This window comes from Blastococcus sp. KM273129 (genome assembly GCF_021698995.1).
GTDB lineage: Bacteria > Actinomycetota > Actinomycetes > Mycobacteriales > Geodermatophilaceae > Blastococcus.
Window position 1 is genome coordinate 1 of the sequence record NZ_SSXB01000069.1, and the last position, 22193, is coordinate 22193.

At 74.4% G+C, this 22193-nt stretch carries 19 protein-coding genes; 8 read left to right on the forward strand and 11 right to left on the reverse strand.

Features of this window, described 5'->3' with window-relative positions; genetic code table 11:
* Positions 1 to 1355, forward strand: a 1355-nt coding sequence (locus tag E9565_RS16850) for a methyl-accepting chemotaxis protein (protein ID WP_236835983.1), incomplete at its 5' end; no start/stop codon positions are given.
* A gap of 52 nt (positions 1356 to 1407) precedes the next feature.
* Here E9565_RS16850 and E9565_RS16855 read toward each other — a convergent pair.
* Entirely contained in the window at positions 1408 to 1956 is a 549-nt protein-coding gene (locus E9565_RS16855) for a bacterial proteasome activator family protein (protein WP_236827851.1), read from the reverse strand.
* Positions 1957 to 2043: 87 nt separating this feature from the next.
* On the opposite strand from E9565_RS16855, the gene E9565_RS16860 reads away from it, so the two are divergent.
* On the forward strand, positions 2044 to 3264 hold the full coding sequence (locus E9565_RS16860; protein WP_236835985.1) for a cysteine desulfurase-like protein: 1221 nt from the start codon (positions 2044 to 2046) through the stop codon (positions 3262 to 3264).
* 54 nt (positions 3265 to 3318) lie between these two features.
* Here the strand turns inward: E9565_RS16860 and E9565_RS16865 are convergent, their stop codons facing one another.
* The 4 genes from E9565_RS16865 to folP form a co-directional block, all read right to left on the reverse strand.
* Positions 3319 to 4311 (reverse strand): NAD(P)H-quinone oxidoreductase, encoded by a 993-nt coding sequence (locus tag E9565_RS16865; RefSeq protein WP_236827853.1) that lies wholly within the window; start codon positions 4309 to 4311, stop codon positions 3319 to 3321.
* Positions 4312 to 4399: 88 nt separating this feature from the next.
* Positions 4400 to 5998 carry a 4-coumarate--CoA ligase family protein gene (locus E9565_RS16870; protein WP_236835987.1) on the reverse strand — a complete coding sequence of 533 codons (1599 nt, stop codon included), beginning with the start codon at positions 5996 to 5998 and terminating at the stop codon, positions 4400 to 4402.
* 87 nt (positions 5999 to 6085) lie between these two features.
* Positions 6086 to 6511, reverse strand: a complete 426-nt coding sequence (locus tag E9565_RS16875) for a PaaI family thioesterase (protein ID WP_236827855.1) — start codon at positions 6509 to 6511, stop codon at positions 6086 to 6088.
* Positions 6512 to 6650: 139 nt separating this feature from the next.
* Positions 6651 to 7511 (reverse strand): dihydropteroate synthase, encoded by an 861-nt coding sequence (folP, locus tag E9565_RS16880; protein WP_236835989.1) that lies wholly within the window; start codon positions 7509 to 7511, stop codon positions 6651 to 6653.
* 69 nt (positions 7512 to 7580) lie between these two features.
* Here folP and E9565_RS16885 point away from each other — a divergent pair, with 69 nt between their 5' ends.
* Entirely contained in the window at positions 7581 to 8042 is a 462-nt protein-coding gene (locus tag E9565_RS16885) for a MaoC family dehydratase (protein ID WP_236827857.1), read from the forward strand.
* An 85-nt stretch (positions 8043 to 8127) separates the two neighbouring features.
* On the opposite strand, the gene E9565_RS16890 is transcribed toward E9565_RS16885, so the two are convergent.
* From E9565_RS16890 to E9565_RS16905, 4 genes are all read right to left on the reverse strand, one after another.
* Positions 8128 to 9384 carry a serine hydrolase gene (locus E9565_RS16890; protein ID WP_236827858.1) on the reverse strand — a complete coding sequence of 419 codons (1257 nt, stop codon included), beginning with the start codon at positions 9382 to 9384 and terminating at the stop codon, positions 8128 to 8130.
* A 125-nt stretch (positions 9385 to 9509) separates the two neighbouring features.
* Complete coding sequence (locus E9565_RS16895; protein WP_091932307.1) at positions 9510 to 9794, reverse strand: HU family DNA-binding protein; 285 nt, start codon at positions 9792 to 9794, stop codon at positions 9510 to 9512.
* A 247-nt stretch (positions 9795 to 10041) separates the two neighbouring features.
* Complete coding sequence (locus tag E9565_RS16900; protein WP_236835990.1) at positions 10042 to 10215, reverse strand: DUF1059 domain-containing protein; 174 nt, start codon at positions 10213 to 10215, stop codon at positions 10042 to 10044.
* Between the two features lie 22 nt (positions 10216 to 10237).
* Complete coding sequence (locus E9565_RS16905; RefSeq protein WP_236827860.1) at positions 10238 to 11332, reverse strand: EAL domain-containing protein; 1095 nt, start codon at positions 11330 to 11332, stop codon at positions 10238 to 10240.
* Between the two features lie 175 nt (positions 11333 to 11507).
* Between E9565_RS16905 and E9565_RS16910 the strand changes: the two genes are divergently transcribed.
* Entirely contained in the window at positions 11508 to 14264 is a 2757-nt protein-coding gene (locus E9565_RS16910; RefSeq protein ID WP_236827861.1) for a SpoIIE family protein phosphatase, read from the forward strand.
* Between the two features lie 150 nt (positions 14265 to 14414).
* Here E9565_RS16910 and E9565_RS16915 read toward each other — a convergent pair whose 3' ends face one another.
* Both E9565_RS16915 and E9565_RS16920 read right to left on the reverse strand, forming a co-directional pair.
* A complete protein-coding gene (locus E9565_RS16915; RefSeq protein WP_236827862.1) occupies positions 14415 to 16466 on the reverse strand; it encodes an acyl-CoA dehydrogenase in 2052 nt (683 codons plus the stop codon).
* Positions 16463 to 17224 carry a TetR family transcriptional regulator gene (locus E9565_RS16920; protein ID WP_236835993.1) on the reverse strand — a complete coding sequence of 254 codons (762 nt, stop codon included), beginning with the start codon at positions 17222 to 17224 and terminating at the stop codon, positions 16463 to 16465. The genes E9565_RS16915 and E9565_RS16920 overlap by 4 nt, the downstream gene beginning before the upstream one ends.
* Before the next feature lie 61 nt (positions 17225 to 17285).
* Between E9565_RS16920 and E9565_RS16925 the strand changes: the two genes are divergently transcribed.
* The 4 genes from E9565_RS16925 to E9565_RS23350 all read left to right on the forward strand — a co-directional run bounded on the left by E9565_RS16925 (position 17286) and on the right by E9565_RS23350 (position 22099).
* The gene (locus E9565_RS16925) at positions 17286 to 18572 is read left to right on the forward strand and encodes an acetyl-CoA C-acetyltransferase (protein WP_236827864.1); all 1287 of its coding nucleotides are present in this window, start codon (positions 17286 to 17288) and stop codon (positions 18570 to 18572) included.
* A gap of 70 nt (positions 18573 to 18642) precedes the next feature.
* Positions 18643 to 19998 carry a 3-oxoacyl-ACP reductase gene (locus E9565_RS16930; RefSeq protein WP_236827865.1) on the forward strand — a complete coding sequence of 452 codons (1356 nt, stop codon included), beginning with the start codon at positions 18643 to 18645 and terminating at the stop codon, positions 19996 to 19998.
* Between the two features lies 1 nt (position 19999).
* Entirely contained in the window at positions 20000 to 20869 is an 870-nt protein-coding gene (locus tag E9565_RS16935; RefSeq protein ID WP_236827866.1) for a MaoC/PaaZ C-terminal domain-containing protein, read from the forward strand.
* A gap of 15 nt (positions 20870 to 20884) precedes the next feature.
* On the forward strand, positions 20885 to 22099 hold the full coding sequence (locus E9565_RS23350) for an acyl-CoA dehydrogenase family protein (protein WP_236827867.1): 1215 nt from the start codon (positions 20885 to 20887) through the stop codon (positions 22097 to 22099).
* Positions 22100 to 22193: the final 94 nt, after the last annotated feature.

Below are 22193 nucleotides of genomic sequence, written 5' to 3' on the forward strand. Positions count from 1 at the left end.
CCCTCCCGCCCGAGACGATCGCCAAGGCGCAGCGCGGCACGGTGGAGGCGACGGAGGTCCTGGCCGCGGACACCGCCGCGGTCGCGGAGATGCCGCTGGACGCGCCGACGCGCGCGGCGTTCGAGACCTTCGCGGGCGCGACCCAGGCCTACCTGGCGGCGCTCGGTGAGCTGCAGACGGTGAGCGCCACCAACCCGGCCGCGATGCCCCCGCTGCTCAAGACGATGAACGACAACGAGGTGGTCATCGCCGAGTCGCTGGTCGAGGCCACCGACGCGGCCGCCGTCACCGCCCGCGCGACCGCGGCCGAGGCGACGGACGCCTACGAGACCGCCCGGACCCTCACCCTCCTGATCATCGCCGTGGGCCTGGTCGTCTCCGTGGTGCTGGCCTTCGTCGTCGCCCGCGGGGTGACCCGCCCCGTGCAGCGGATCCGCGAGGTGCTGGGCCAGGTCGCCGCCGGTGACCTGACCGTGCGCGCCGGCCGCACCGGCGGTGCCGAACTCGGTGAGATGGCCGCCTCCCTGGACGAGACGCTGGACTCGATCGGCAACGTGCTCGTGCTCGTCAGCGACTCATCCACCCGCCTGGCGGGCGCGTCGTCCCAGCTGAACTCCGCCGCCGAGGGGATGCGGGAGAACGCCCGCCTCGCCGCCGGTCAGGCCGACGAGGTGGTGACCTCGGCGGGCGCGGTGGCTTCCAGCGTGGACACGGTGGCCACGGGCTCCTCGCAGATGGAGTCGGCGATCCGGGAGATCGCGCACAACGCGACCGAGGCGGCGCGGGTGGCCGGTCAGGCCGTGGGCGTCGCGGAGACCACGACCCGCACGGTGGGCAAGCTGGGCGACTCGTCGCAGGAGATCGCCACGGTGATCAAGCTGATCAACGGCATCGCCGAGCAGACCAACCTGCTGGCGCTCAACGCCACCATCGAGGCGGCGCGGGCCGGTGAGGCGGGCAAGGGCTTCGCCGTCGTCGCCTCGGAGGTCAAGGAGCTCGCCCAGGAGACGGCGCGGGCGACCGAGGACATCTCGCAGCGGGTGGAGGCGATCCAGGCCGACACCGCCGGCGCGGTGGATGCGATCGGGCGGATCAGCCAGGTCATCGGGGAGATCAACGACTTCCAGGCGACGATCGCCGCGGCGGTCGAGGAGCAGACGGCGACGACGAACGAGATGAACCGCAACGTGGCCGAGGCCGCGAGCGGGTCGCAGGACATCGCGGCGGCGATCTCGGGCCTGGCGGCGGGGACGCAGGAGACCAACCAGCGGGTCGAGGACGCCCAGCGGGCCGCGGCCGAGCTGGCCCGGATGAGCGGCGAGCTGCAGGACGCGGTGGCCCGCTTCCGCGTCTGACGTCGGGCCACGATCACCGACGATCAGGTCACCTGATCCCGGCCGCGGGCGGTCAGAGGTACTGGCCGCCGCCGGGGTGGGGGTGCGGGCCGGGGGCCGGCTGCGAGCCGCCCGGGAGGGCCTTGCGGCGCATCTCCTCCAGCTGCGCGCGGGCGGCCATCTGCTGGGCGAACAGCGCCGTCTGGATGCCGTGGAAGACGCCCTCCAGCCAGCCCACCAGCTGTGCCTGGGCGATCCGCAGCTCGGCGTCCGACGGCGTCTCGCCCTCGCTGAAGGGCAGCGTGATGCGCTCCAGCTCCTCGCGCAGCTCGGGGGCCAGGCCCTGCTCCAGCTCGCGGATGGACGAGGCGTGGATGTCGCGCAGGCGGTTGCGGCTGGCGTCGTCCAGGGGTGCGGCGCGGACCTCCTCCAGGAGCTGCTTGATCATCGTGCCGATCCGCATGACCTTCGCGGGCTGCTCGACCAGCTCGCCGACACCGGGGGCGCCGTCGCCGTCGTCGTCGGCACCCGGGGGCATCGGGACGGCGCCGACCGGACGCCCGTCGGGGCCGACCACGACGACCTGCTGGGGGCGCTCGTTGCCGTTCTGCGGTGCAGTCATGGGCCCATCCTGCCCGGTGGCCCCGACGCTCCGCCGGGCACCGGGACGGCGCCGGGCCGTCCGGCCGCACGAACTAGGGTGCGGCCCATGTCATCGGGGGGCCGGCTGGACGTCGCGCAGGTGCGCGGCCTCTTCCCGGCGCTCTCCGACGGCTACGTGCACGCCGACGGCCCGGCCGGCTCGCTCGTGCCCGAGAACGTGGCGCACGCGGTGGGGTCCGCGCTGCGCATGCCGGTCGCGGACCGCGGCGGGGTCTTCCCGGCGTCCGGGCGGGCCGAGGCGCTGGTCGCCGGGGCGCGCGCGGCCGTGGCCGACCTGGTGGGCGGCCGGCCCGGGGGCGTCGTGCTGGGCCCCAGCACGACGGCGCTCACCTACCGCATGGCCCGGGCGCTGGCCCGCACCTGGCGCCCGGGTGACGAGATCGTGCTCAGCCGGCTGGACCACGACGCCAACATCCGGCCCTGGCTGCAGCTGGCCGCCACCGCCGGCGCGCGGGTGCGGTGGGCGGAGGTGGACATCGAGACCGGCGAGCTGCCGGCCTGGCAGTACGCCGACCTGCTCAACCGGCGCACCCGGCTCGTGGCGGTCACGGCGGCCAGCAACGCCCTGGGCACCCGTCCCGACGTCGCCGGCATCGCCGCGCAGGCCCACGCCGTCGGCGCGCTGGTCTACGTCGACGCCGTGCACGCCGCGCCGCACGTGTTCGTGGACAAGGCATCCCTGGGGGCCGATCTTTTGGCGGTGTCGGCCTACAAGTGGTGCGGCCCGCACGTCGCCGCGGTGGTCGCCGACCCCGACCTGCTGGGCTACCTGCAGCCGGACAAGCTGCTGCCCGCGCCGGACCGGGTGCCCGACCGCTTCGAGACCGGGACGCCGCCGTTCGAGCTCTACGCGGGCGTGAGCGCCGCCGTCGACCACCTGGCGGGTCTGTGCGGGGACGCCGCCGGCAGCCGCCGCGACCGGCTGCGGGTGTCGATGGCCGCCGTCGCCCGGCACGAGGGGGACCTGTTCGACTGGCTGGACCAGGCGCTGCGCGCGATGCGGCACGTGCAGGTGATCGGCGAGCCCGAGCGGTGCACGCCCACGCTGTCGTTCACCGTCGCCGGCATGCGCCCCCGCCAGGTGGCCGCCGAGCTCGCGCGGGCCGGCATCTGCGCGTGGGACGGCGACTTCTACGCCCGCGAGCTCTTCGACGCCCTCGGGGTGAACGAGGGCGGGGGAGCGGTGCGCCTGGGGCTGATGCACTACAACACCGCGGACGAGGTCGGCCGGATCATCGACGCCGTCGCCGCGCTCCGCTCCCGCTGAGGGTCCCCTGCGGGGGCCCGCCACGAGCCTGCGAGTGGTGGGGCCGGGCGTCTCTCAGTCGCCGGTGACGAGCAGGACCTTGCCGACGTGCTCGCTGGCCTCCACGACCTGGTGCGCCTCGGCCGCCCGCGACATCGGCAGCCGCCGGTCGACGATCGGCCGGATGGTGCCGCGCTCGACGTCGGGCCACACGTCGTGCCGCACCGCTGCCACGATCTCCGCCTTGCCGCCGGGGCCCTCCACGGGGCGCGACCGCAGCGCGGTGGCGTGCACCGAGGCGCGCTTGGCCAGCAGCTTGCCCAGGTCCAGCTCCGCCTTGCGGCCGCCCTGCATGCCGATCACCACCAGCCGGCCGCCGACGGCGAGCGCGTCGACGTTGCGGGCCAGGTACGCGGCGCCCATGTTGTCCAGGACGACGTCGACCCCGCGGCCGTCGGTCGCCTCCCGCACCCGCTCGACGAAGTCCTCGTCGCGGTAGTTGATGCCCACGTCGGCGCCGAGCTCGCGGCAGACGTCGAGCTTGGTCGCCGTCCCCGCCGTGGTGAGCACCCGGGCCCCGGCGCGGGCGGCGAGCTGGATCGCCATCGTGCCGATGCCGCTGGCGCCGCCGTGCACCAGGAACGTGTCGCCACGGCGGAGGCCGGCGAGCATGAACACGTTGGACCAGACGGTGCAGGTGACCTCGGGCAGCGCCGCGGCGGTCGCCAGCTCCACGCCCGAGGGCCGGGGCAGCAGCTGCGGCGCCGGGACGGCGACCCGCTCGGCGTAGCCGCCGCCGGCGAGCAGCGCGCACACCTCGTCGCCGACCTTCCAGCCGGTCACGCCCTCGCCGAGCTCGCTGATGATGCCGCTGCACTCCAGGCCGAGGACCTGGGTCGCCCCGGGCGGGGGTGAGTAGTTGCCCTGCCGCTGCAGGAGGTCGGCCCGGTTCACCGCCGTGGCGACGACGTCGACGACCACCTCGCCGGGGCCGCAGACCGGATCGGGCACCTCCGCCCAGGTCAGCACCTCGGGACCGCCGGGCTCCGTGATCGTCACCGCACGCATGCCCCGACCCTAAGGCCCTCCCCAGGTCACCGCCCCGGACGCGCGACGGCGCCGCGCCCCCGGGGGGACGCGGCGCCGTCGTCGTCGGTCAGGCGCGGGCCTTGAGGTCCTTGCGCAGGATCTTGCCGGCCGCCGACTTCGGGACCTGCTCGATGAACTCGACGAAGCGGATCTTCTTGTGCGGGGCCACCTTCTCGGCCATGTAGGCCATGACGGCGTCCTCGGTGATCTCCGAGCCGGGCGCGCGGACGACGAACGCCTTGGGCAGCTCCTCGCCGCTCTCCTTCTCGGGCACGCCGATGACGGCGGCGTCGGCGATCTCCGGGTGGTTGATCAGCACGGCCTCGAGCTCGGCCGGGGCCACCTGGTAGCCCTTGTACTTGATCAGCTCCTTGACCCGGTCGACGACCGTGTAGCAGCCGTTCTCGTCGACGATCGCGACGTCGCCGGTGTGCAGCCAGCCCTCGCTGTCCAGGGTGGCGGCGGTGGCGTCGGGGTTGTTCAGGTACCCCTTCATCACCTGCGGCCCGCGGACCCACAGCTCACCCCGCTCGCCGGGCGCGGCGTCCTCGCCGGTGCCCGGGTCGACCAGCCTGCACTCGGTGTTCGGGATGGCGAAGCCGACGGAGCCCTTGGGCACGTCGATGGAGACGCCCGGCGGCTGGGCGTCCGCGTCGGGGGTGGTGTGCGAGACGGGGGAGAGCTCGGTCATGCCGTAGCCCTGGCCCACCGTGACGCCGGCGTCGGCGCCCTTGCGCAGCCGCTCCTGGGCGGCCAGCGCCAGCTGCTCGTCCAGCGGCGCGGCGCCGGAGAGGATCGAGTTCAGCGAGCTGAGGTCGTACTGGTCGACCAGCGGGTGCTTGGCCAGGGCCAGCAGGATGGGCGGCGCCACGAACGCCCGGGTGATCTTGTGGTCCTGGATGGTGCGCAGGAAGTCCTCGAGCTCGAACCGCGGGAGGGTCACCACCGCGCCGCCGAGGGCCAGGCCCTGGTTCATCAGCACGGTCAGGCCGTAGATGTGGAAGAACGGCAGGACGGCGATGATCCGCTCGTCCGAGCCGGTCTTCAGCAGCGGCAGGCACTGGGCCACGTTCGCCACCAGGTTGCGGTGGGTGAGCATGACGCCCTTGGGCAGGCCGGTGGTGCCGCTGGAGTAGGGGAGCGTGACCAGGTCGTTGGCCGGGTCGATGTCCACCTGGACCGACGGCGCGTCGGCGCCGAGCAGGTCGAACAGGTTGGCGTGCCCCTCGGCGCCGTCGAGCACGATGATCTCGTCGACCGGGGACTTCTCCGCGGCCGCCGTCGCGCGGTCCAGGAACAGCCCGATGGTGATCAGGATCTTCGCGCCGGAGTCCTTGAGCTGGAAGGCGATCTCGTCGGGCGTGTAGAGCGAGTTGATCGGGCTCATCACGCAGCCGGCGGCCGCGATGCCGTGGAAGACCACCGGGAACCACGGGGTGTTGGGGCAGAAGACGGCGACGACGTCGCCCTTGCGCAGGCCGCGGGCGTGCAGGTTGGCCGCGACCCGGTCGACGTACTGGGCCAGCTGGCCGTGCGTGATCACGTCGCCCTTGAGGCCGTCGATGAGCGCCGGTGAATCGGGCTTCTCGCGGCCGGCCGCCAGGACGAACTCGGGGACGGAGAGGTTCGGGATCTCGACGTCGGGATACGGGCTCGACAGCGCCACGGGTGTTCCTCCTCGCATGGTGTGTGGCGCCAGTCTCACACCCGCGGTGTCGCCGCTCACAAGGGGGTTACCGGCGGGTTCACCCGGTCACCGGGGCCAGAGGACCGACTGGGTGCAGCGGAAGAGCGCGATCGTCTTCCCGGTCGCGGCGTTGCGGACGACGGCGTCCCACACCTGGGTGGTGCGCCCGGCGTGCACGTTGGTGGCCTCGCAGGAGAGCCGCCCCTCGCGCGCGGTGCTCAGGTGGTTGCTCTTGAGCTCGATCGTGGTGAACCCGCTGGACCCCTCGGGCAGCAGCGCGCGCGTCGGCAGCCCGCAGCTGGTGTCGGCCAGGGTGACGACGGTGCCGGCGTGCAGGTACCCGTTGGGCGCGAGCAGCTCCGGCCGCACGTCGAGGTGGCTGGTGAGCCGGCCGGGCTCGTGGGTGTCGACGACGATGCCGAGCAGCCCCGGCAGGGTGCCCGGCAGCAGCGCGTTGAGCTCGTCGGCGGTCAGGAACCCGGTGGCGGACATGGTCGGCAACTTAGCGACGGCCGGCGCCGGCCGCGCCGCGGCCCCGATCGCCGTCCTGGCTCACCGTGCAGGGTCCTGGCTCACCGCCGACCGTGAGCCAGGACCTGGAACGATCAGGTCACCTGATCATCAGCGGGCTTCAGGCGAGGCCGCGGACGGTGCGCACGGGCGGTCGGGTGCCCTGGATCGAGGCCACCATGTCCAGCGTCTGCCGGGTCGGGCTGACGTCGTGGGCGCGGAACACCCGGGCGCCGAGCCAGGCGCTCACCGCCGTCGCCGCCAGCGTGCCGGTGAGCCGCTCGCCCAGCGGGACGTCGAGGGTCTCGCCGACGAAGTCCTTGTTCGACAGCGCCACCAGCACCGGCCAGCCGGTGCCCACCAGCTCACCGAGCCGCCGGGTCGCCTCCAGCGAGTGCCGGGTGTTCTTGCCGAAGTCGTGCCCCGGGTCCACCAGCACCCGCTCGCGGTCGACGCCCGCGGCCACGGCGGCCTCGGCGAGCGCCGTCGTCCGCGTCACGATGTCGGCGACGACGTCGTCGTAGGCGATCCGGTGCGGCCGGGTGCGCGGCGGCAGCCCGCCGGCGTGGGTGCAGACGATCCCCGCGCCCGCCTCGGCCGCGACCGCCGCCAGCTCCGGGTCGACCCCGCCCCAGGCGTCGTTGACGACGTCGGCGCCGGCCGCGAGCGCCTCGCGCGCGACCTCGGCCCGCCAGGTGTCGATGGAGATGGGCAGCCGCGGGTGCGCCGCGCGGATGGCCGCGACCAGGTCGACGGTCCGGCGCACCTCCTCGGCGGGGGAGACCTCCTCGCCGGGCGCGGCCTTCACCCCGCCGACGTCGACGATGTCCGCGCCCTCGGCCACCACCCGGTCCACCCGCTCCAGGGCCGCGGCCAGCTCGTAGGTGGCGCCGCGGTCGTAGAAGGAGTCGGGGGTGCGGTTGACGATCGCCATGACCGCGAACGCGCCGTCGGGCACGTCGAGGGCTCCCAGTCGCAGCAACCCGCTCCCCGTCCCATCGTGGTGTGTGGTGGAGTCAGCCAACCAGACCGTCCACGAGGAGGCAGACAGATGGCGCAGACGACGGCCGACGGCGTCGAGGGGGTCCAGGGCCTGGTCGGGCAGCACCTGGGCCACAGCGACTGGGTGACGATCACGCAGGAGCAGGTCAACCAGTTCGCCGAGGCGACCGGTGACCACCAGTGGATCCACGTCGACCCGGAGCGGGCGAAGAAGGAGAGCCCGTTCGGCGGGCCGATCGCGCACGGCTACCTGACGCTGTCGCTGCTGCCGGCCCTGATGCCGCAGATCGTCGACATCACCGGGTTCCGCATGGGCGTCAACTACGGCACGGAGAAGGTGCGCTTCCCCTCGCCGGTGCCGGTGGGCGCGCGGGTGCGGGCCGGGGCCGCGCTGGAGGCGGCGACGCCGTTCGAGGGCGGCATCCAGATGAACCTGGCCGTCACCGTGGAGGTCGAGGGCGGCAGCAAGCCGGCGATGGTGGCCACCGTCGTCTACCGCCGCTACCTCTGAAGCCCCTGGGCGTTTTGTGCACTAACCGCCGCGGTCCCGCTCGCGGGTGGCGTCCGAGCGGCGGTTAGTGCACAAGACGCCGGGCTCAGGTGACGATCGCCTGGTTCACCAGCTGGCGCAGGTAGTTGCGGATCGGCAGCGTGCTGGAGGGCAGCAGCTGCGTGTAGAAGCTGACGGTGACGTCCTCGACCGGGTCCACGTAGAACGCCGTCGACGCCGCCCCGCCCCAGCTGTAGTCGCCGGCCGACGAGACGACGCCGTAGCGCACCGGGTCGATGACCATCGAGAACCCGAGGCCGAAGCCCACACCCCGCAGCGGGGTCTCGGCGAACAGCGGCCGCCCGAAGGTCTCCAGGTCCTGGTTGCCGGGGAGGTGGTTGGCCACCATGTGCGCGAGGGTGCGCGGGCCCAGGATCCGCCCGCCGTCGTAGGAGCCACCGCGGCGCAGCATCTCCACGAACCGCAGGTAGTCACCCGCCGTGGAGACCAGCCCGCCGCCGCCGGACAGGAACGCGGGCTTGCGGTGGGCCGCCTGCCCCATCGCGTCCAGCGGCGCGTAACCGGTCGCGGCGCCCCCGGGCTGCCCCGGGACGGCGCCGTAGAGGCGGGCGAGGGAGGCGACGTCGTCGTCGTCACGCAGCCCGAAGGAGGTGTCGCGCATCCCCAGCGGCGCGAAGATGCGCTGCTCGAAGAACTCGTCGAGGGGCTGCCCGGAGACGACCTCGACCAGCCGGCCGAGCACGTCGGTGGAGACGCCGTAGTTCCACTCGCTGCCGGGCTGGAAGACCAGCGGCACCGAGGCCCACTGCCGGCAGGCCTCGGCGGAGTCCGCGCCGGGCGGGGTGCCCCACTCGTGGCCCATGGCCCGGTACATGGCGTCCACGGGGTGGGCGTGGTGGAAGCCGTAGGTCAGCCCCGAGGTGTGGGTGAGCAGGTGCTGCACCCGGATCGGCTCCACCTGCGGGCTGGTCACCGGCTTCATCGCCGACCCGGCCACGTAGACGCGGGTCTCGGCGAACTCGGGCAGCCAGCGGGCGATCGGGTCGGTGAGCTGGAAGGCCCCCTCCTCGTACAGCATCATCGCCGCGACGGAGGTGATCGGCTTGGTCATCGAGAAGATGCGCCAGCGGGTCCCGGTCTCCACCGGCAGCCCCGCCTCGACGTCGCGGAAGCCCCCGTGGCCGACGTGCACCAGGCGCCCGTGGCGGGCCACCGTCACCAGGAACCCGGGGAGCTGGCCGTCGTCGACGTAGCGGGTCAGCCGGTCGTCGATGCGGGCCAGCCGGGCGGGATCCATCCCCACCTCGGCCGGGTCGGTGCCCACCTTCAGGTCGTCGCTCACGCCCACCTCCGGTCGCCGGGGTCGCCCGCCGCCGGGCGACGCCTCGACCGGCATCCTGGCTCACGTGCTTGTGAGCCCGGGCACACGGGGTCGAGGCGCCGGCCCGGCTGCGGGCTGCGGCCGGATCAGACCGGGACGGAGCTCGCGGCCTTCTTCAGGTTCGAGCCGGCGGTCACCTTGACGGTGTTGGCCGCGGGGATGTCGATCGACTCACCGGTCTGCGGGTTGCGGCCGGTGCGGGCGGAACGCTGGGTGCGCTCGACGGTGATCAGCCCGGAGACGGCGACCTTCTCGCCACGGGTGATGGCGTCGACCAGCTCGTCCTGCAGGCCGGCGAGGACCGAGTCGACGGTCGAGGCCGGGACGTCGGCGCGCTTGGCGATGGCGGAGACCAGTTCGGCCTTGTTCATGGAGCAACCTTTCCGTAGGGGGTGGCGGTGCCGTGTCCTCGGCACGCAGCCGGCTTGTCCACCCGGACGCGCGGAGCGCCACCGGGGTTCCCGCACCCGCGCCTGGCGGGGTGCGGGACCCGGTATCGCGGGGATCCCGGGCCGGGGGCACGGTGTCATGCCGCCTGGAGGTCTGGCCAGTGGGGGGTGCCGGGAAACCCGCAGCTGACCCGCTGATCACAGCCGTCACGCCCCCGGCGCGCGCCCCTCAGGCGTCGCGGATGTGGGCGCGCACCGTCGCGGCGAGCTCCGGGCCCACCTCGTCGATGCCGTGCCGGGCGGCGCCGTGCGGCACCGCCTGGGCGAAGATGCCGTCCTCGTCGGAGGCGGTGAACACGGAGCTGCAGCCGGGGATGATGTCGCCGCAGGCGAAGCGCTTCACGATGGTCTCTCCTCTGGGTGGGTCAGCGGTCGCCCCGGGCGGGGGACGCCAGGTCCTCGATCCGCAGCAGCCCGAGCACGTGGCCGGCCGGGTCGGTGCAGACGACGGGGTCGAAGCGGTGCGCCGGGGGGCGGGTGAGCGCCCGGCGCAGGGCGTCCTCGACACCGGTCGAGGGGTGCACGCGCAGCGAGACCGGGGCGGTGTGCACCTCGCCGGTCCGGGCGTCACACAGCAGCAGCGCGGTGGGCTCGCCGTGCGGTCCCACCAGGACGGCGGGGGGCGTGGCGGGCTCCTCACCCGGCACGCACTGGCGCACCGGGCGCACCAGGCTGGCGACGCTCTCGGTCAGCCGCGCACGGGCGGCGTGGGCCCGCACGAGCCGGACGACGTCGGGGTCCAGCGGCCGGAACTCCGGCGCCGGGCGGCCGAGCAGCCAGCCCTGGGCCAGGGGCACGCCGAGGCGGGTGAAGGCGGCGAGCTCAGCGGGCGTCTCCACACCCTCGGCGAGCAGCCAGGCGTCGATGCGGCCGGCGAACTCCCCGATCATCTCCACGAGCGCCATGCGGACGGGATCGCCGTCGACGTCGGAGACGAGCGCCCGGTCGAGCTTCACCAGCTGCGGCCGGACGGCGGCGAGCTGCTGCAGCCCGGAGTAGCCGCTGCCGGCGTCGTCGACGGCGACCAGCGCCCCGCGCTGCCGCAGGGCGTCGGTCTGCCGGCGCAGCGCGGACAGGTCGTCGACCGGCGTGTGCTCGGTCAGCTCGACCACGACGCGGTGCAGGTCGGGGCGGGTGGCGAAGGCGCGCTCGATGACCTCGGCGCCGAGCAGGTGGGGGCTGACGTTCACGGTCAGGAAGGTGCTGTCGGGAAGGTGGTCGACCGCGGCGAGCGCCTTGTGGATCGCCAGCGCCTCCAGCTCGGCGGCGAGCCCCGCCTCCGCCGCGGCGGCGAACCAGACGTCGGGTCCCGTGGCGCCGGGGAAGCGGGACAGGGCCTCGTACCCGGCGATCGTGGCGGTCGCGAGGTCGACGATCGGCTGGAACACCAGGGTGAGGTCGTCGGCGTCGGCCAGCAGCGGCCGGCAGTCCGGCGGAGCGCTCGTGCGGATGCCCAGCATGGCCTGGGGATCGACCGGTGCGAGCCGGAGCTTGACCCGGCCGGTGCCCGCTCACCCGCGCGGGGGGTGCTCCGCGCCCGCTCCCGCGGGATGCCGGTCCCGGACCGGCGGCCCGGCGTGCCAGCATGTGCGGGGACGCCCCCGGTCAGGGGGCGGCGAGCCGGGCGGAGGGTGCGTGGCCACGACAGGCGCCGCCGTTCCCGGCGGCTGGTGCGGCGAGGATCCCCTCACCGACCCGTTGCGGGTGGCCGCGGCCCGCCGGCTGCTGCTCGAGGTGCCGGGGCCGGCCGCCTTCGACCGGTTGTCGGCGCTGGCCGCGCGGCTCCTGGACGTCGGGCACGCCAAGGTCACGCTCTTCACCGATCACGACGTCGTGGTCGGCGGGTACGGGCTGCCTGCCGGTGTGGTGGGCGGCCCGGCGCTGGCCACCGGCGCGCTCTCGGCCATCACGGTGCGCCAGGGCCGGCCGCTGAAGGTCCCCGCCGCCGCCGAGGACGAGCGGGTCGCACACCTGCCCGCCGTCGTCTCCGGCCAGGTCGGTGCTTACCTGGGTGCCCCGCTCATGGCCGCCTCGGGGCAGGTGGTCGGGGCGCTGGCCGTCTACGACGTCGCACCGCGGACCTGGTCCGGGGACGCCGCCGAGCTCCTGGAGCAGCTGGCCACCTCCGTCGTCGCCGAGCTGGAGCTCTCCGCGGCGCAGTCGGCGGTCGGCACCTCGCGGGCCTGGCTGGAGGTGGCGCTGGAGGCCAGCTCCGTGGGCATCTGGGAGCGCGATCTGCGCACCGGCACCGTGCACTGGGACGACCGGTGCGCCGCGCTGTTCGGCCTCGACTCGGCCGCGGAGTTCGACTCGCTGGACGACGTCCTGAGCTCCCACGTCCACCCCGACGACCACGCCGCCGTCGCCGAGGCGATGCGCGTCGCGGTCGAGGAGCGCGGCGACTACACCGTGGAGTTCCGGGTGCCGCGCGAGGACGGCGCCACCCGCTGGGTGCTGGGCCGCGGCCGGGTGGTGGCGGACGCGACCGGCGCGCCGGCCCGGGTGCTCGGCACGGCCGTGGACATCACCGAGGCCCGTGGGCAGGCCCAGCGCAGGCTGACCGCGGTGCAGCGGGCCGCGGCCATCGCCGAGGTGGCGGCCGAGCTCGCCAACGCCGCGCGCCTCGACCAGCTCGCCGACATCGCGCTGCGCGGGGCCCAGGTGCTGGGGGCGGACTCCAGCGCGCTGGCCGTCTTCGACTCCGGTGGTGGCCCGCTGCGGCTGCGCATGACCGGCAACCTGGTGGCCACGGTGCAGGCGAGCGCTCCGGACGCCGGGCTGCTGGAGGGCGTCGTCCTGCCGATGGACGACGCGCTGCCGGCCCAGCACGCCGCCCGGCACGGGCGCCGGATCCTGCTGGACGACGCCACCGACGCGGTGGCCCGCTTCCCGGCGCTGGAGCCCGTGATCGAGCTGCTCGGGCTGCGGGCGCTGGCCACCATCCCGCTGCGCGTCGAGGGGCGGCTGCTCGGCGCGTTCCTCGCCGTCTGGACCGACGAGCACGACTTCACCGGGGACGACGTCGAGGTGCTGGAGGCGCTCGCCGCCCAGATCGCCCTGAGCGTCTCCCGGCTGCAGTCCGAGGCCGAGCGCGGCGCGGCGGTCGCGGCGATGGCGCAGGCCAACCAGCGCCTGCGGCTGCTCGCGGACGCCGGCCGGGTGCTCTCCGGCACGCTCGACATCGACCAGCAGATCGGCCGGCTGGCCTCGCTGGTGCTGCCCGAGCTCGCCGACTGGTGCTGGATCGTCGTCACCGACGAGGCCGGGCGCCTGCACGGGGTGGCCAGCGGCCACCGGGACCCCGCGCGCCGCGAGGAGGTCCAGACCTACGTGCGGGCGATGGTCGCCGACATGACCGAGGAGTCCGCCGCGCGGCGGGTCACGGCCACCGGTCAGGCCGTGGTGCTGCCCAGGATCGACTACGACGACGTGACGCGGGCGCTGCCCGATGCCGGCACCCGGGAGCTCTTCGCGCGGCTGGGGGCGGCCTCGGCGGTCGTGGTGCCGCTCGTGGCCCGCGGGCAGGCGCTGGGCGCCCTCGGGCTGTTCACCGGCGAGCACCGCGGCCCGCTGGGTGAGGCGGAGGTGGACACCGCCGTCGAGATCGGCCGGCGGGCGGGGCTGGCCCTGCACCAGGCCCGGCTGTACGAGCAGCAGCGCGACCTGGCCGATGCGCTGCAGCGCAGCATGCTCACCGAGCCGCCGCAGCCGGAGCACAGCGAGATCGTCGTCCGGTACGTGCCGGCCGCGGAGGGCGCCGAGATCGGCGGCGACTGGTACGACGCCTTCCAGCAGCGCGGCGGCACGACGGTGCTCGCGATCGGCGACGTCGTCGGCCACGACACCCGGGCGGCGGCGGCGATGGGCCAGGTCCGCGGGCTGCTGCGGGGGATCAGCTACTCCAGCGGCGGCTCCCCGGCGGAGGTGCTCACCGAGCTGGACCGCGCCGTGCAGGGCCTGGCGCTGAACACGATGGCGACGGCGCTGGTCGCCCAGCTCGAGCCCGAGCCCGGCGACGAGGCCGGGCGGATGCGGCTGCGCTGGGCCAACGCCGGGCACCCGCCGCCGGTGCTGCTCGCCTCCGACGGCAGCGTGGTCCTCCTCGACGGCAAGCAGGCCGACCTGCTGCTGGGCGTGGCGCCGGAGACGGAGCGGGAGGACCACGTCGCCGTCCTGGCGCCGGGCTCGACGGTGCTGCTGTACACCGACGGGCTGGTGGAGCGACGCGACCGCGACATCGACGCGGGCACCGAGGAGCTGCTGGAGGTGCTCGGCGAGTGCGGGGGGTTCCCCCTCGACGAGCTGTGCGACCGGGTCCTGCGGAAGATGATCCGGCCCGACGCCGAGGACGACGTCGCCATGCTCGCCGTCCGGCTGCGGCCCGAGGCCTGACGCCGGCCGGGACGCCCCGGTGCCGGGCCGTCCCGGCGAGCCGGCACGAGGTCCCCGCGCAGTAGCGCTCTGCCCACACGGGCGGGGCAGAGCCCTACTGTGCCGGAACGGCACGGCCCGGCCCCGAGCCCGCGAGGACCGGGGGTCCGCCTACTGGCCCGGCGGGACGTCCACGGCGGTCGCGGTGCCCGCGGGGGTGCGCGCGCCGTTCTCCGCCCGCAGCTCGGCGTCGCGGGCGGCCATCGCCTCCTGCCGGCCCGGCTCCTCGTCCAGGATCGCCGCGGCCTTCCACCCGGCCGGGATGGCGAACCCCTCCACCAGCGTGGTCATGTGCGGGCGCAGCTCCTTGAGCAGGCCGTTCACCGTGGACGTCAGCGTCTTGGCGCGTGACGGCGTGAGCTGCCCGTGCTCGAGGAACCAGCCCTTGTCCTCCTCGATGGTGGTCAGCGCGTACAGGTCGCAGACGGTGTCGAGGAGCGCCTTCGCCGCGGGGTCGGCCGTGCGGTCGACGGCGTCCACGAACGCCTCGAGCACGATCCGGTCGATGTGCGTCCGTGCCGTCTTGAGGACGTGGTCCTGGACGTCGTTGAAGACGTCGAAGGGCGCCATGCCCTCGCGCGTCGAGTTGTTCCGCAGCCGCCGGATCGCCCCCTCCAGCGTGTGCTTCTCGCGGAACTCCAGCATCTTCAGCTGCCAGCCGCGGTCGAGCATCGGCACCTCGTCGTCCCGGCCGGGGACGGCGTCGACCAGCCGCTGGATGAGCGCGCGGGCCGCCGTCCGCTCCAGCACCGTCTCGCGCACCATGTCGGCGACGAAGCCGACCCGGCCCCAGCCGTCGAGCGAGCCGAAGGCGTCGCGGTACCCGGTGAGCAGCCCCTTGGCCACCAGCTGCAGCAGGACGGTGTTGTCGCCCTCGAAGGTGGTGAAGACGTCGGTGTCGGCCTTGAGGTGCGGCAGCCGGTTCTCCTGCAGGTAGCCCGCACCGCCGCAGGCCTCGCGGCACATCTGGATGGTGCTGGTGGCGTGCCACGTCTGGGCCGCCTTCAGCCCGGCGGCGCGGGACTCCAGCTCCCGCTGGGCCGTCTCGTCGATCTCCTCGCCGTGCTCGTGCACCGCCGTCTGGATGTCGTGCATCGTGCTGACCAGCTCGCTCTGGGCGAAGGCCAATGCGTAGGTCTTCGCCAGCGCCGGGAGGAGCTTGCGCTGGTGCACGAGGTAGTCGTTGATGACGATCTCGCGCTCCTCGCCGGGGGCGGCGAACTGCCGGCGGGTGTTGCCGTACCGGACGGCGATGTCCAGCGCCAGCTTGGTGGCCGACGCCGCGGAGCCGCCGACGCTGACCCGGCCGCGCACGAGCGTGCCCAGCATGGTGAAGAAGCGCCGGGTCTCGTTCTCGATGCTCGAGGTGTAGGTGCCGTCCTCGGCGACCTGGCCGTAGCGGTCGAGCAGCATGTCGCGCGGCACGCTGACGTGGTCGAAGGCGAGCCGGCCGTTGTCGACGCCGAGCAGGCCGGCCTTCGGGCCGTCGTCGCCGATGGTGACGCCCGGCATCGGCTCGCCGTCCTCGTCGCGGATCGGCACCAGCCACGCGTGCACGCCGTGGTTCTTCCCCTGCGTGACGAGCTGGGCGAAGACGACCGCCATCCGGCCGTCCTTCGCGGCGTTGCCGATGTAGTCCTTGCGCGCGGCCTCGTGCGGGGTGTGCAGGTCGAAGGTCTGCGTCGCCGGGTCGTACGTGCAGGTGGTGCGCAGCTGCTGGACGTCGGAGCCGTGCCCGGTCTCGGTCATGGCGAAGCAGCCGGGCAGGTCGAAGCTCATGATGCCGGGCAGGTAGGCCTCGTGGTGCCGGCGCGTGCCGAGCAGCTGCACGGCGCCGCCGAACAGACCCCACTGGACGCCGGCCTTGACCATGAGCGAGAGGTCGACGAACGCCAGCATCTCGATCGAGGTGACCGACCCGCCGGCGTCGGCCTCGCCGCCGAACTCCTTGGGGAAGCCCAGCGTGACGCGGCCGGACTCGGCCAGCTTCGCCGTCATGCGGGTCACCCGGTCCCGCGCCTCGGCCATCGACTCGCCGTAGACCGGCAGCATCTCCGGGTCGTGCAGGTTCTCGCGGGCGTCGCGGCGCACGTGCGCCCAGCGGCCGTCGAGCGCCTCCTGCAGGCGGGCGGGGTCGACCGCGGGGGGCAGGGTGCTCGTCACAGGTCCTCCTCGGGGGATGCGGGGGTCACCACGCCGGAGAGCCCGGCCCAGGCGAGATCGGTGAGGTGCGCGGCGAGGTCGCGGCGCGGCATGGGCCGCCCGGCGCGCAGCCACCAGTCGGCGGCGGCGCGGACCAGCCCGACGACGGCGTGGCCCCAGGGCGCGGCGGCGACCGGGTCGCGGCCGGCCCGGCCGAGGGCAGGGGCCAGGATCGCGGCCGCCTGCTCGCCGACGAGGTCGGAGAGGCCGGTGATCGGGTCGTCGGAGTCGGCCGCCCCCGGTGGGGGGTGCACGACGAAGCGGTAGAGCTCGGGGTCGGCCTCCAGGAAGGCCAGGTAGGCCTCGATGGCGGCGCCGAGCATGTCGCGCGGCTGGTCGGAGCTGGTCATCGCGGCGCGCAGCGTCGGCACCAGCTGCTCGGCGACCCGGGTGCAGACGGCGGCGTGCAGGTCGCCGCGGTCGGCGAAGTGGCGGTAGACGACGGTCTTGCTGGTTCCGGCGACCGCGGCGATCTCGTCCATGCCCACGCCCGCGCCGTGCCGGCCGACGGCGACGACCGCCGCCTCCACCAGAGCGGCCCGGCGCTCCCGGCGGTGCTCGTCCCACCGGGAGTCGCGGCGGTCGCGGGGCGCGCCCGCGGGAGCAGCGGTCGACCCGGACCGGTGCTCGGCGCGCCCCTGGACGCTCCCGCCGGCCGCGCCCCGGCGCCCGGCCGGGGCAGCCGCCTCGGCGGACGGGCCCATCGCCTCGAGTTTCACGGCACCGACGGTACCGGGTACTGTCGGTACCGGCCACCCATCCCCCACATCGGAGGTCCCCATGGCTGAGAGCACGACGCGCCGGGCGGCGATCGTCGGCGGCAACCGGATCCCGTTCGCGCGGTCCGGCACCGCCTACGCCCAGGCGTCGAACCAGGACATGCTCACCGCGACCCTCGACGGGCTGGTAGCCCGCTTCGGGCTGCAGGGCGAGTCGGTGGGGGAGGTCGTCGCCGGCGCCGTCCTCAAGCACGCGCGGGACTTCAACCTCACCCGCGAGGCGGTGCTGGGCTCGAAGCTGGCGCCGACGACCCCGGCCTACGACGTGCAGCAGGCCTGCGGCACGGGGCTCGAGGCGGCGGTCCTCGTCGCGAACAAGATCGCGCTGGGGCAGATCGAGGCCGGCATCGCCGGCGGCGTCGACACCACCTCCGACGCCCCGCTCGCCGTGGGTGACGACCTCCGCCGCACCCTCATCTCGCTGAACAGCGCGAAGACGGTGCAGGACAGGCTCAGGGCGCTGGCGCGGATCCGCCCGGGCATGCTCGCCCCGGAGATCCCGCGCAACGCCGAGCCGCGCACCGGCCTGGCCATGGGTGACCACGCGGCGATCACCGCGGCCGAGTGGGGGATCGGCCGGGAGGAGCAGGACGAGCTCGCCGCCCGCTCGCACCAGCGCATGGCCGCCGCCTACGACCGCGGCTTCTTCGACGACCTGGTGACGCCGTTCCTCGGCCTGGCGCGCGACAACAACCTGCGCCCCGACTCCAGCGTCGAGAAGCTGGCGAAGCTCCAGCCGGTCTTCGGCACGGGCGAGGGCGCCACGATGACGGCGGGCAACTCGACGCCGCTCACCGACGGGGCGTCGGCCGTGCTGCTGGCCTCGGACGAGTGGGCGCGGGCCAAGGGCCTGCCGGTGCTGGCGCACCTGGTGGACGCGCAGACCGCCGCCGTCGACTACGTGCACGGCGGCGAGGGGTTGCTCATGGCGCCGGTCTACGCGGTGCCGGTGCTGCTGGCCCGCAACGGCCTCACCCTGCAGGACTTCGACTTCTACGAGATCCACGAGGCCTTCGCCTCCACGGTCCTCGCGACGATGAAGGCCTGGGAGGACGAGGCGTTCTGCAAGGGGAAGCTGGGCCTGGACGCGCCGCTGGGCGCGATCGACCGCGCCAGGCTCAACGTCAACGGCTCGTCCCTGGCGGCCGGGCACCCCTTCGCCGCGACCGGCGGGCGCATCGTGGCCAGCCTGGCGAAGATGCTGCACGAGGCGGGCCCGGGCAAGCGGGGGCTGATCTCCATCTGCGCCGCCGGCGGTCAGGGCGTCGTCGCCATCCTCGAGTCCTGACCCCTCCCGGCGTTCTGTCGCTGCCCGGCGTCATGTGCGCATGACGCCCACCTCGGAAGGAGCCCCTCCAGTGGCTGACTGGTACACGACCTTCGCCAACTCCGGCCTCGGCACGACGATCACCAAGCAGCTGGGCCTGCCGCGCCCGGCCGAGCTGCGGCGCCACGAGCCGGGGCAGCCGCTGCTGCCCGGCCCGGTGGTCGTCGGCTCGGCGGGTGCGGGGCGGCTCCGCGACACCGTCACCGCCGTCCTCCGGGACGCCGGGGTGACGGTGCAGTCGCCGGTCACCGCCGACGGCGCGACCGACGGCGAGAAGCCGGCCGCGGTGGTCCTGGACGCCACCGGGCTCACCGGCCCCGGCGACCTGGCCGGCGCCCACGACTTCCTGGCACCGGCGATCAAGCGGCTCCGCGCCTCCGGGCGGGTGCTGGTCCTCGCCGACCCGCCCGCGGAGGCGACCTCGCCGGCGCAGGCCGCGGCGCGCCAGGCGGTGGACGGGCTGGTCCGCTCCATCGGCAAGGAGCTGCTGGACGGGTCGACGGCGAACGCCCTGTTCGTGCCCGAGGGAGCCGAGGCCTCGCTCGCCGGGCCGCTCCGCTTCTTCCTCTCCGGCCGCTCGGCCTACGTCGACGGGCAGTTGCTCACCGTCACGGCGGCCGACGTCCCGGAGAACCCCGACGAGGTGGCGCCGCTGGCCGGCAAGGTCGCCGTCGTCACGGGGGCGGCCCGCGGCATCGGCGCGGCCATCGCGCAGGTGCTGGCCCGCGACGGCGCCCACGTGGTCGCCGTCGACGTCCCCGCCGCCGGCGACAAGCTGGCCGAGGTGGCCAACGGGATCGGCGGCACGGCGCTGCAGCTGGACATCACCGCGGCCGACGCCCCGCAGCGGCTGGTCGAGCACCTGCGCGAGCGGCACGGCGGTGTCGACGTCGTCGTGCACAACGCCGGCATCACCCGCGACAAGCTGCTGGTCAACATGGACGCCACCCGGTGGAACACCGTCATGGCGGTCAACCTGCAGGCGCAGCTGGACATCACCCAGGCGCTGCTGGACGCCGACGGGCTGCTCCGGGACGGCGCCCGGGTCGTCTGCGTCTCCTCGCAGTCGGGCATCGCCGGCAACCGCGGCCAGACCAACTACGCCGCCAGCAAGGCCGGCGTCATCGGCATGGTCCGCGCCTGGGCGCCGGGGTTCGCGGCGCGCGGGGCCACCATCAACGCCGTCGCACCCGGCTTCATCGTCACCGAGATGACCGCCACGATGCCCTTCGGCACCCGCGAGATCGGGTCGCGGATCAACTCGCTGCAGCAGGGCGGGCTGCCGGTCGACGTCGCCGAGACCATCGCCTGGCTGTCGCAGCCGGCCGCCGCCGGGGTCAACGGCCAGACGGTGCGGGTCTGCGGCCAGTCGATGCTGGGGGCCTGAGGTGGCCGGGACCTCCGCAGGGCGCACCGTCCTGGAGCAGCCGCCGAACATGGCGGCGCTGTTCGCCAAGGCCGCGCTCACCGCGCGCGGCCGGGGCGGGGAGCTGCCCGCCACCCGGCTCGCGCGCACCGGCGTGACCGTCGACCCGGCGGAGCTCGCCGGGTACGCGCGCGTCTGCCGGTTCCCGCTGGCCGACACGCTGCCCGCGACCTACCCGCACGTGCTCGCCTTCCCCCTGCAGCTCGCGCTGATGAGCGACCGCGCGTTCCCGCTCGCCCTGCCCGGGCTCGTGCACGTGCGCAACCGCATCGACGTGCTGCGGCCGATCGGCACGACCGAGGCGCTGGACCTCGAGGTCCGGGCCGAGCGGTTCGCGCGGCACCGCAGCGGGGCGACGGTCGACCTGTGCGCGTCGGTGCGCTCGGCGGGTGCCGAGGTGTGGCGGTCCCGCTCGACGTACCTGGCGCGCGGCGCGACGGCACCGGAGGGGGCGCCGGAATCCGATGTGACGGTCGCGGTCGGCGACCTCGACCGCGCGGTCGCCACGTGGCGGGTGCCCGACGACGCCGGCCGCCGCTACGCGAAGGTCTCCGGTGACGTGAACCCGATCCACCTCTCGGGCCTGACCGCCAAGGCGTTCGGCTTCAAGCGGGCGATCGCGCACGGCATGTGGGTCAAGGCGCGGGTGCTCGCGGCGCTGGAGAACCGGCTGCCCGATGCGTTCGCCGTCGATGCGGCCTTCCGCAAGCCGCTGTTCCTGCCCTCGACGGTCACGCTGTCGACGGCGCCGGCCGAGGGCGGCTGGGACGCCGCGGTCCGCAACGCGAGGAGCGGCACCGAGCACCTGGTCGCCACCATCCGCCCGCACTGAGCCGAGGAGCCCCGCGTGCCCGTGTCGTTCGACCTCACCGAGGACCAGCTCGAGCTGCAGAAGTGGGTGCACCAGTTCGCCGCCGACGTGGTGCGCCCGGCCGCGGCCGGGTACGACGAACGGGAGGCCTTCCCGTGGGAGGTGCTCCAGGAGGCGGCGAAGATCGGCCTGTACTCGCTGGACTTCTTCGCCACCCAGTGGTTCGACGAGTCCGGTCTCGGCATCCCGCTCACCATGGAGGAGCTCTTCTGGGGTGACGCCGGGATCGGGCTGGCGATCGTCGGGACCACGCTGGCCGCGGCGAGCGTGCGGGCCAACGGCACCGACGAGCAGGTCGGGCGGTGGATCCCGGCGATGTTCGGCACGGAGGCCGAGCCGAAGGTGGCCGCGTTCTGCTCCAGCGAGCCCGATGCCGGCTCCGACGTCGGGGCGATGCGCACCCGGGCGGTCTACGACGAGGCGGCCGACGAGTGGGTGCTCACCGGCACCAAGACGTGGGCCACCAACGGCGGGATCGCCGACATCCACGTGGTCACCGCCGTCGTCGACCCCGAGCTCAAGGCCCGCGGGCACGCCAGCTTCGTCGTCCCGCCCGGGACCCCGGGCCTCAGCCAGGGGCAGAAGTTCCTCAAGCACGGCATCCGCGCCTCGCACACCGCCGAGGTCGTGCTCGACGGGTGCCGCATCCCCGGCGACTGCCTGCTCGGCGGCCGCGAGCGGCTGGAGGAGCGGCTCGCCCGCGCCCGGGAGGGGCTGAAGAGCGGCCGCACCCAGCCGTCGATGGCCACCTTCGAACGCACCCGGCCGGCCGTCGGCGCGCAGGCGGTCGGGGTGGCGCGGGCCGCCTACGACTACGCGCTGGACTACGCGAAGCAGCGGGTGCAGTTCGGGCGGCCGATCGTCGAGAACCAGGCGATCGCCTTCCAGCTCGCCGACATGCGCACGCGGATCGACGCCGCCCGGCTGCTGGTGTGGCGGGCGGCGTGGATGGCCCGCAACGGCCGGCAGTTCACCGCCGCGGAGGGCTCGATGTCCAAGCTGGTCGCCGGGGAGACGGCGGTGCGGGTGACCGAGCAGGCGATGCAGATCCTGGGCGGGAACGGCTACACGCGCGACTACCCGGTCGAACGGATGGCGCGCGACGCGAAGATCTACACGATCTTCGAGGGCACCTCCGAGATCCAGCGCCTGGTCATCGCCCGCACCCTCTCGGGCGTGCACGTGCGCTGAGCCTGAATCCACCGGTCCTGAGCGGGTGATCGGTGTGGCAACGAGAAGAGGGTGCTTCTGAGCTGGACGATCACGGTTACCAGGCCAAGATCGT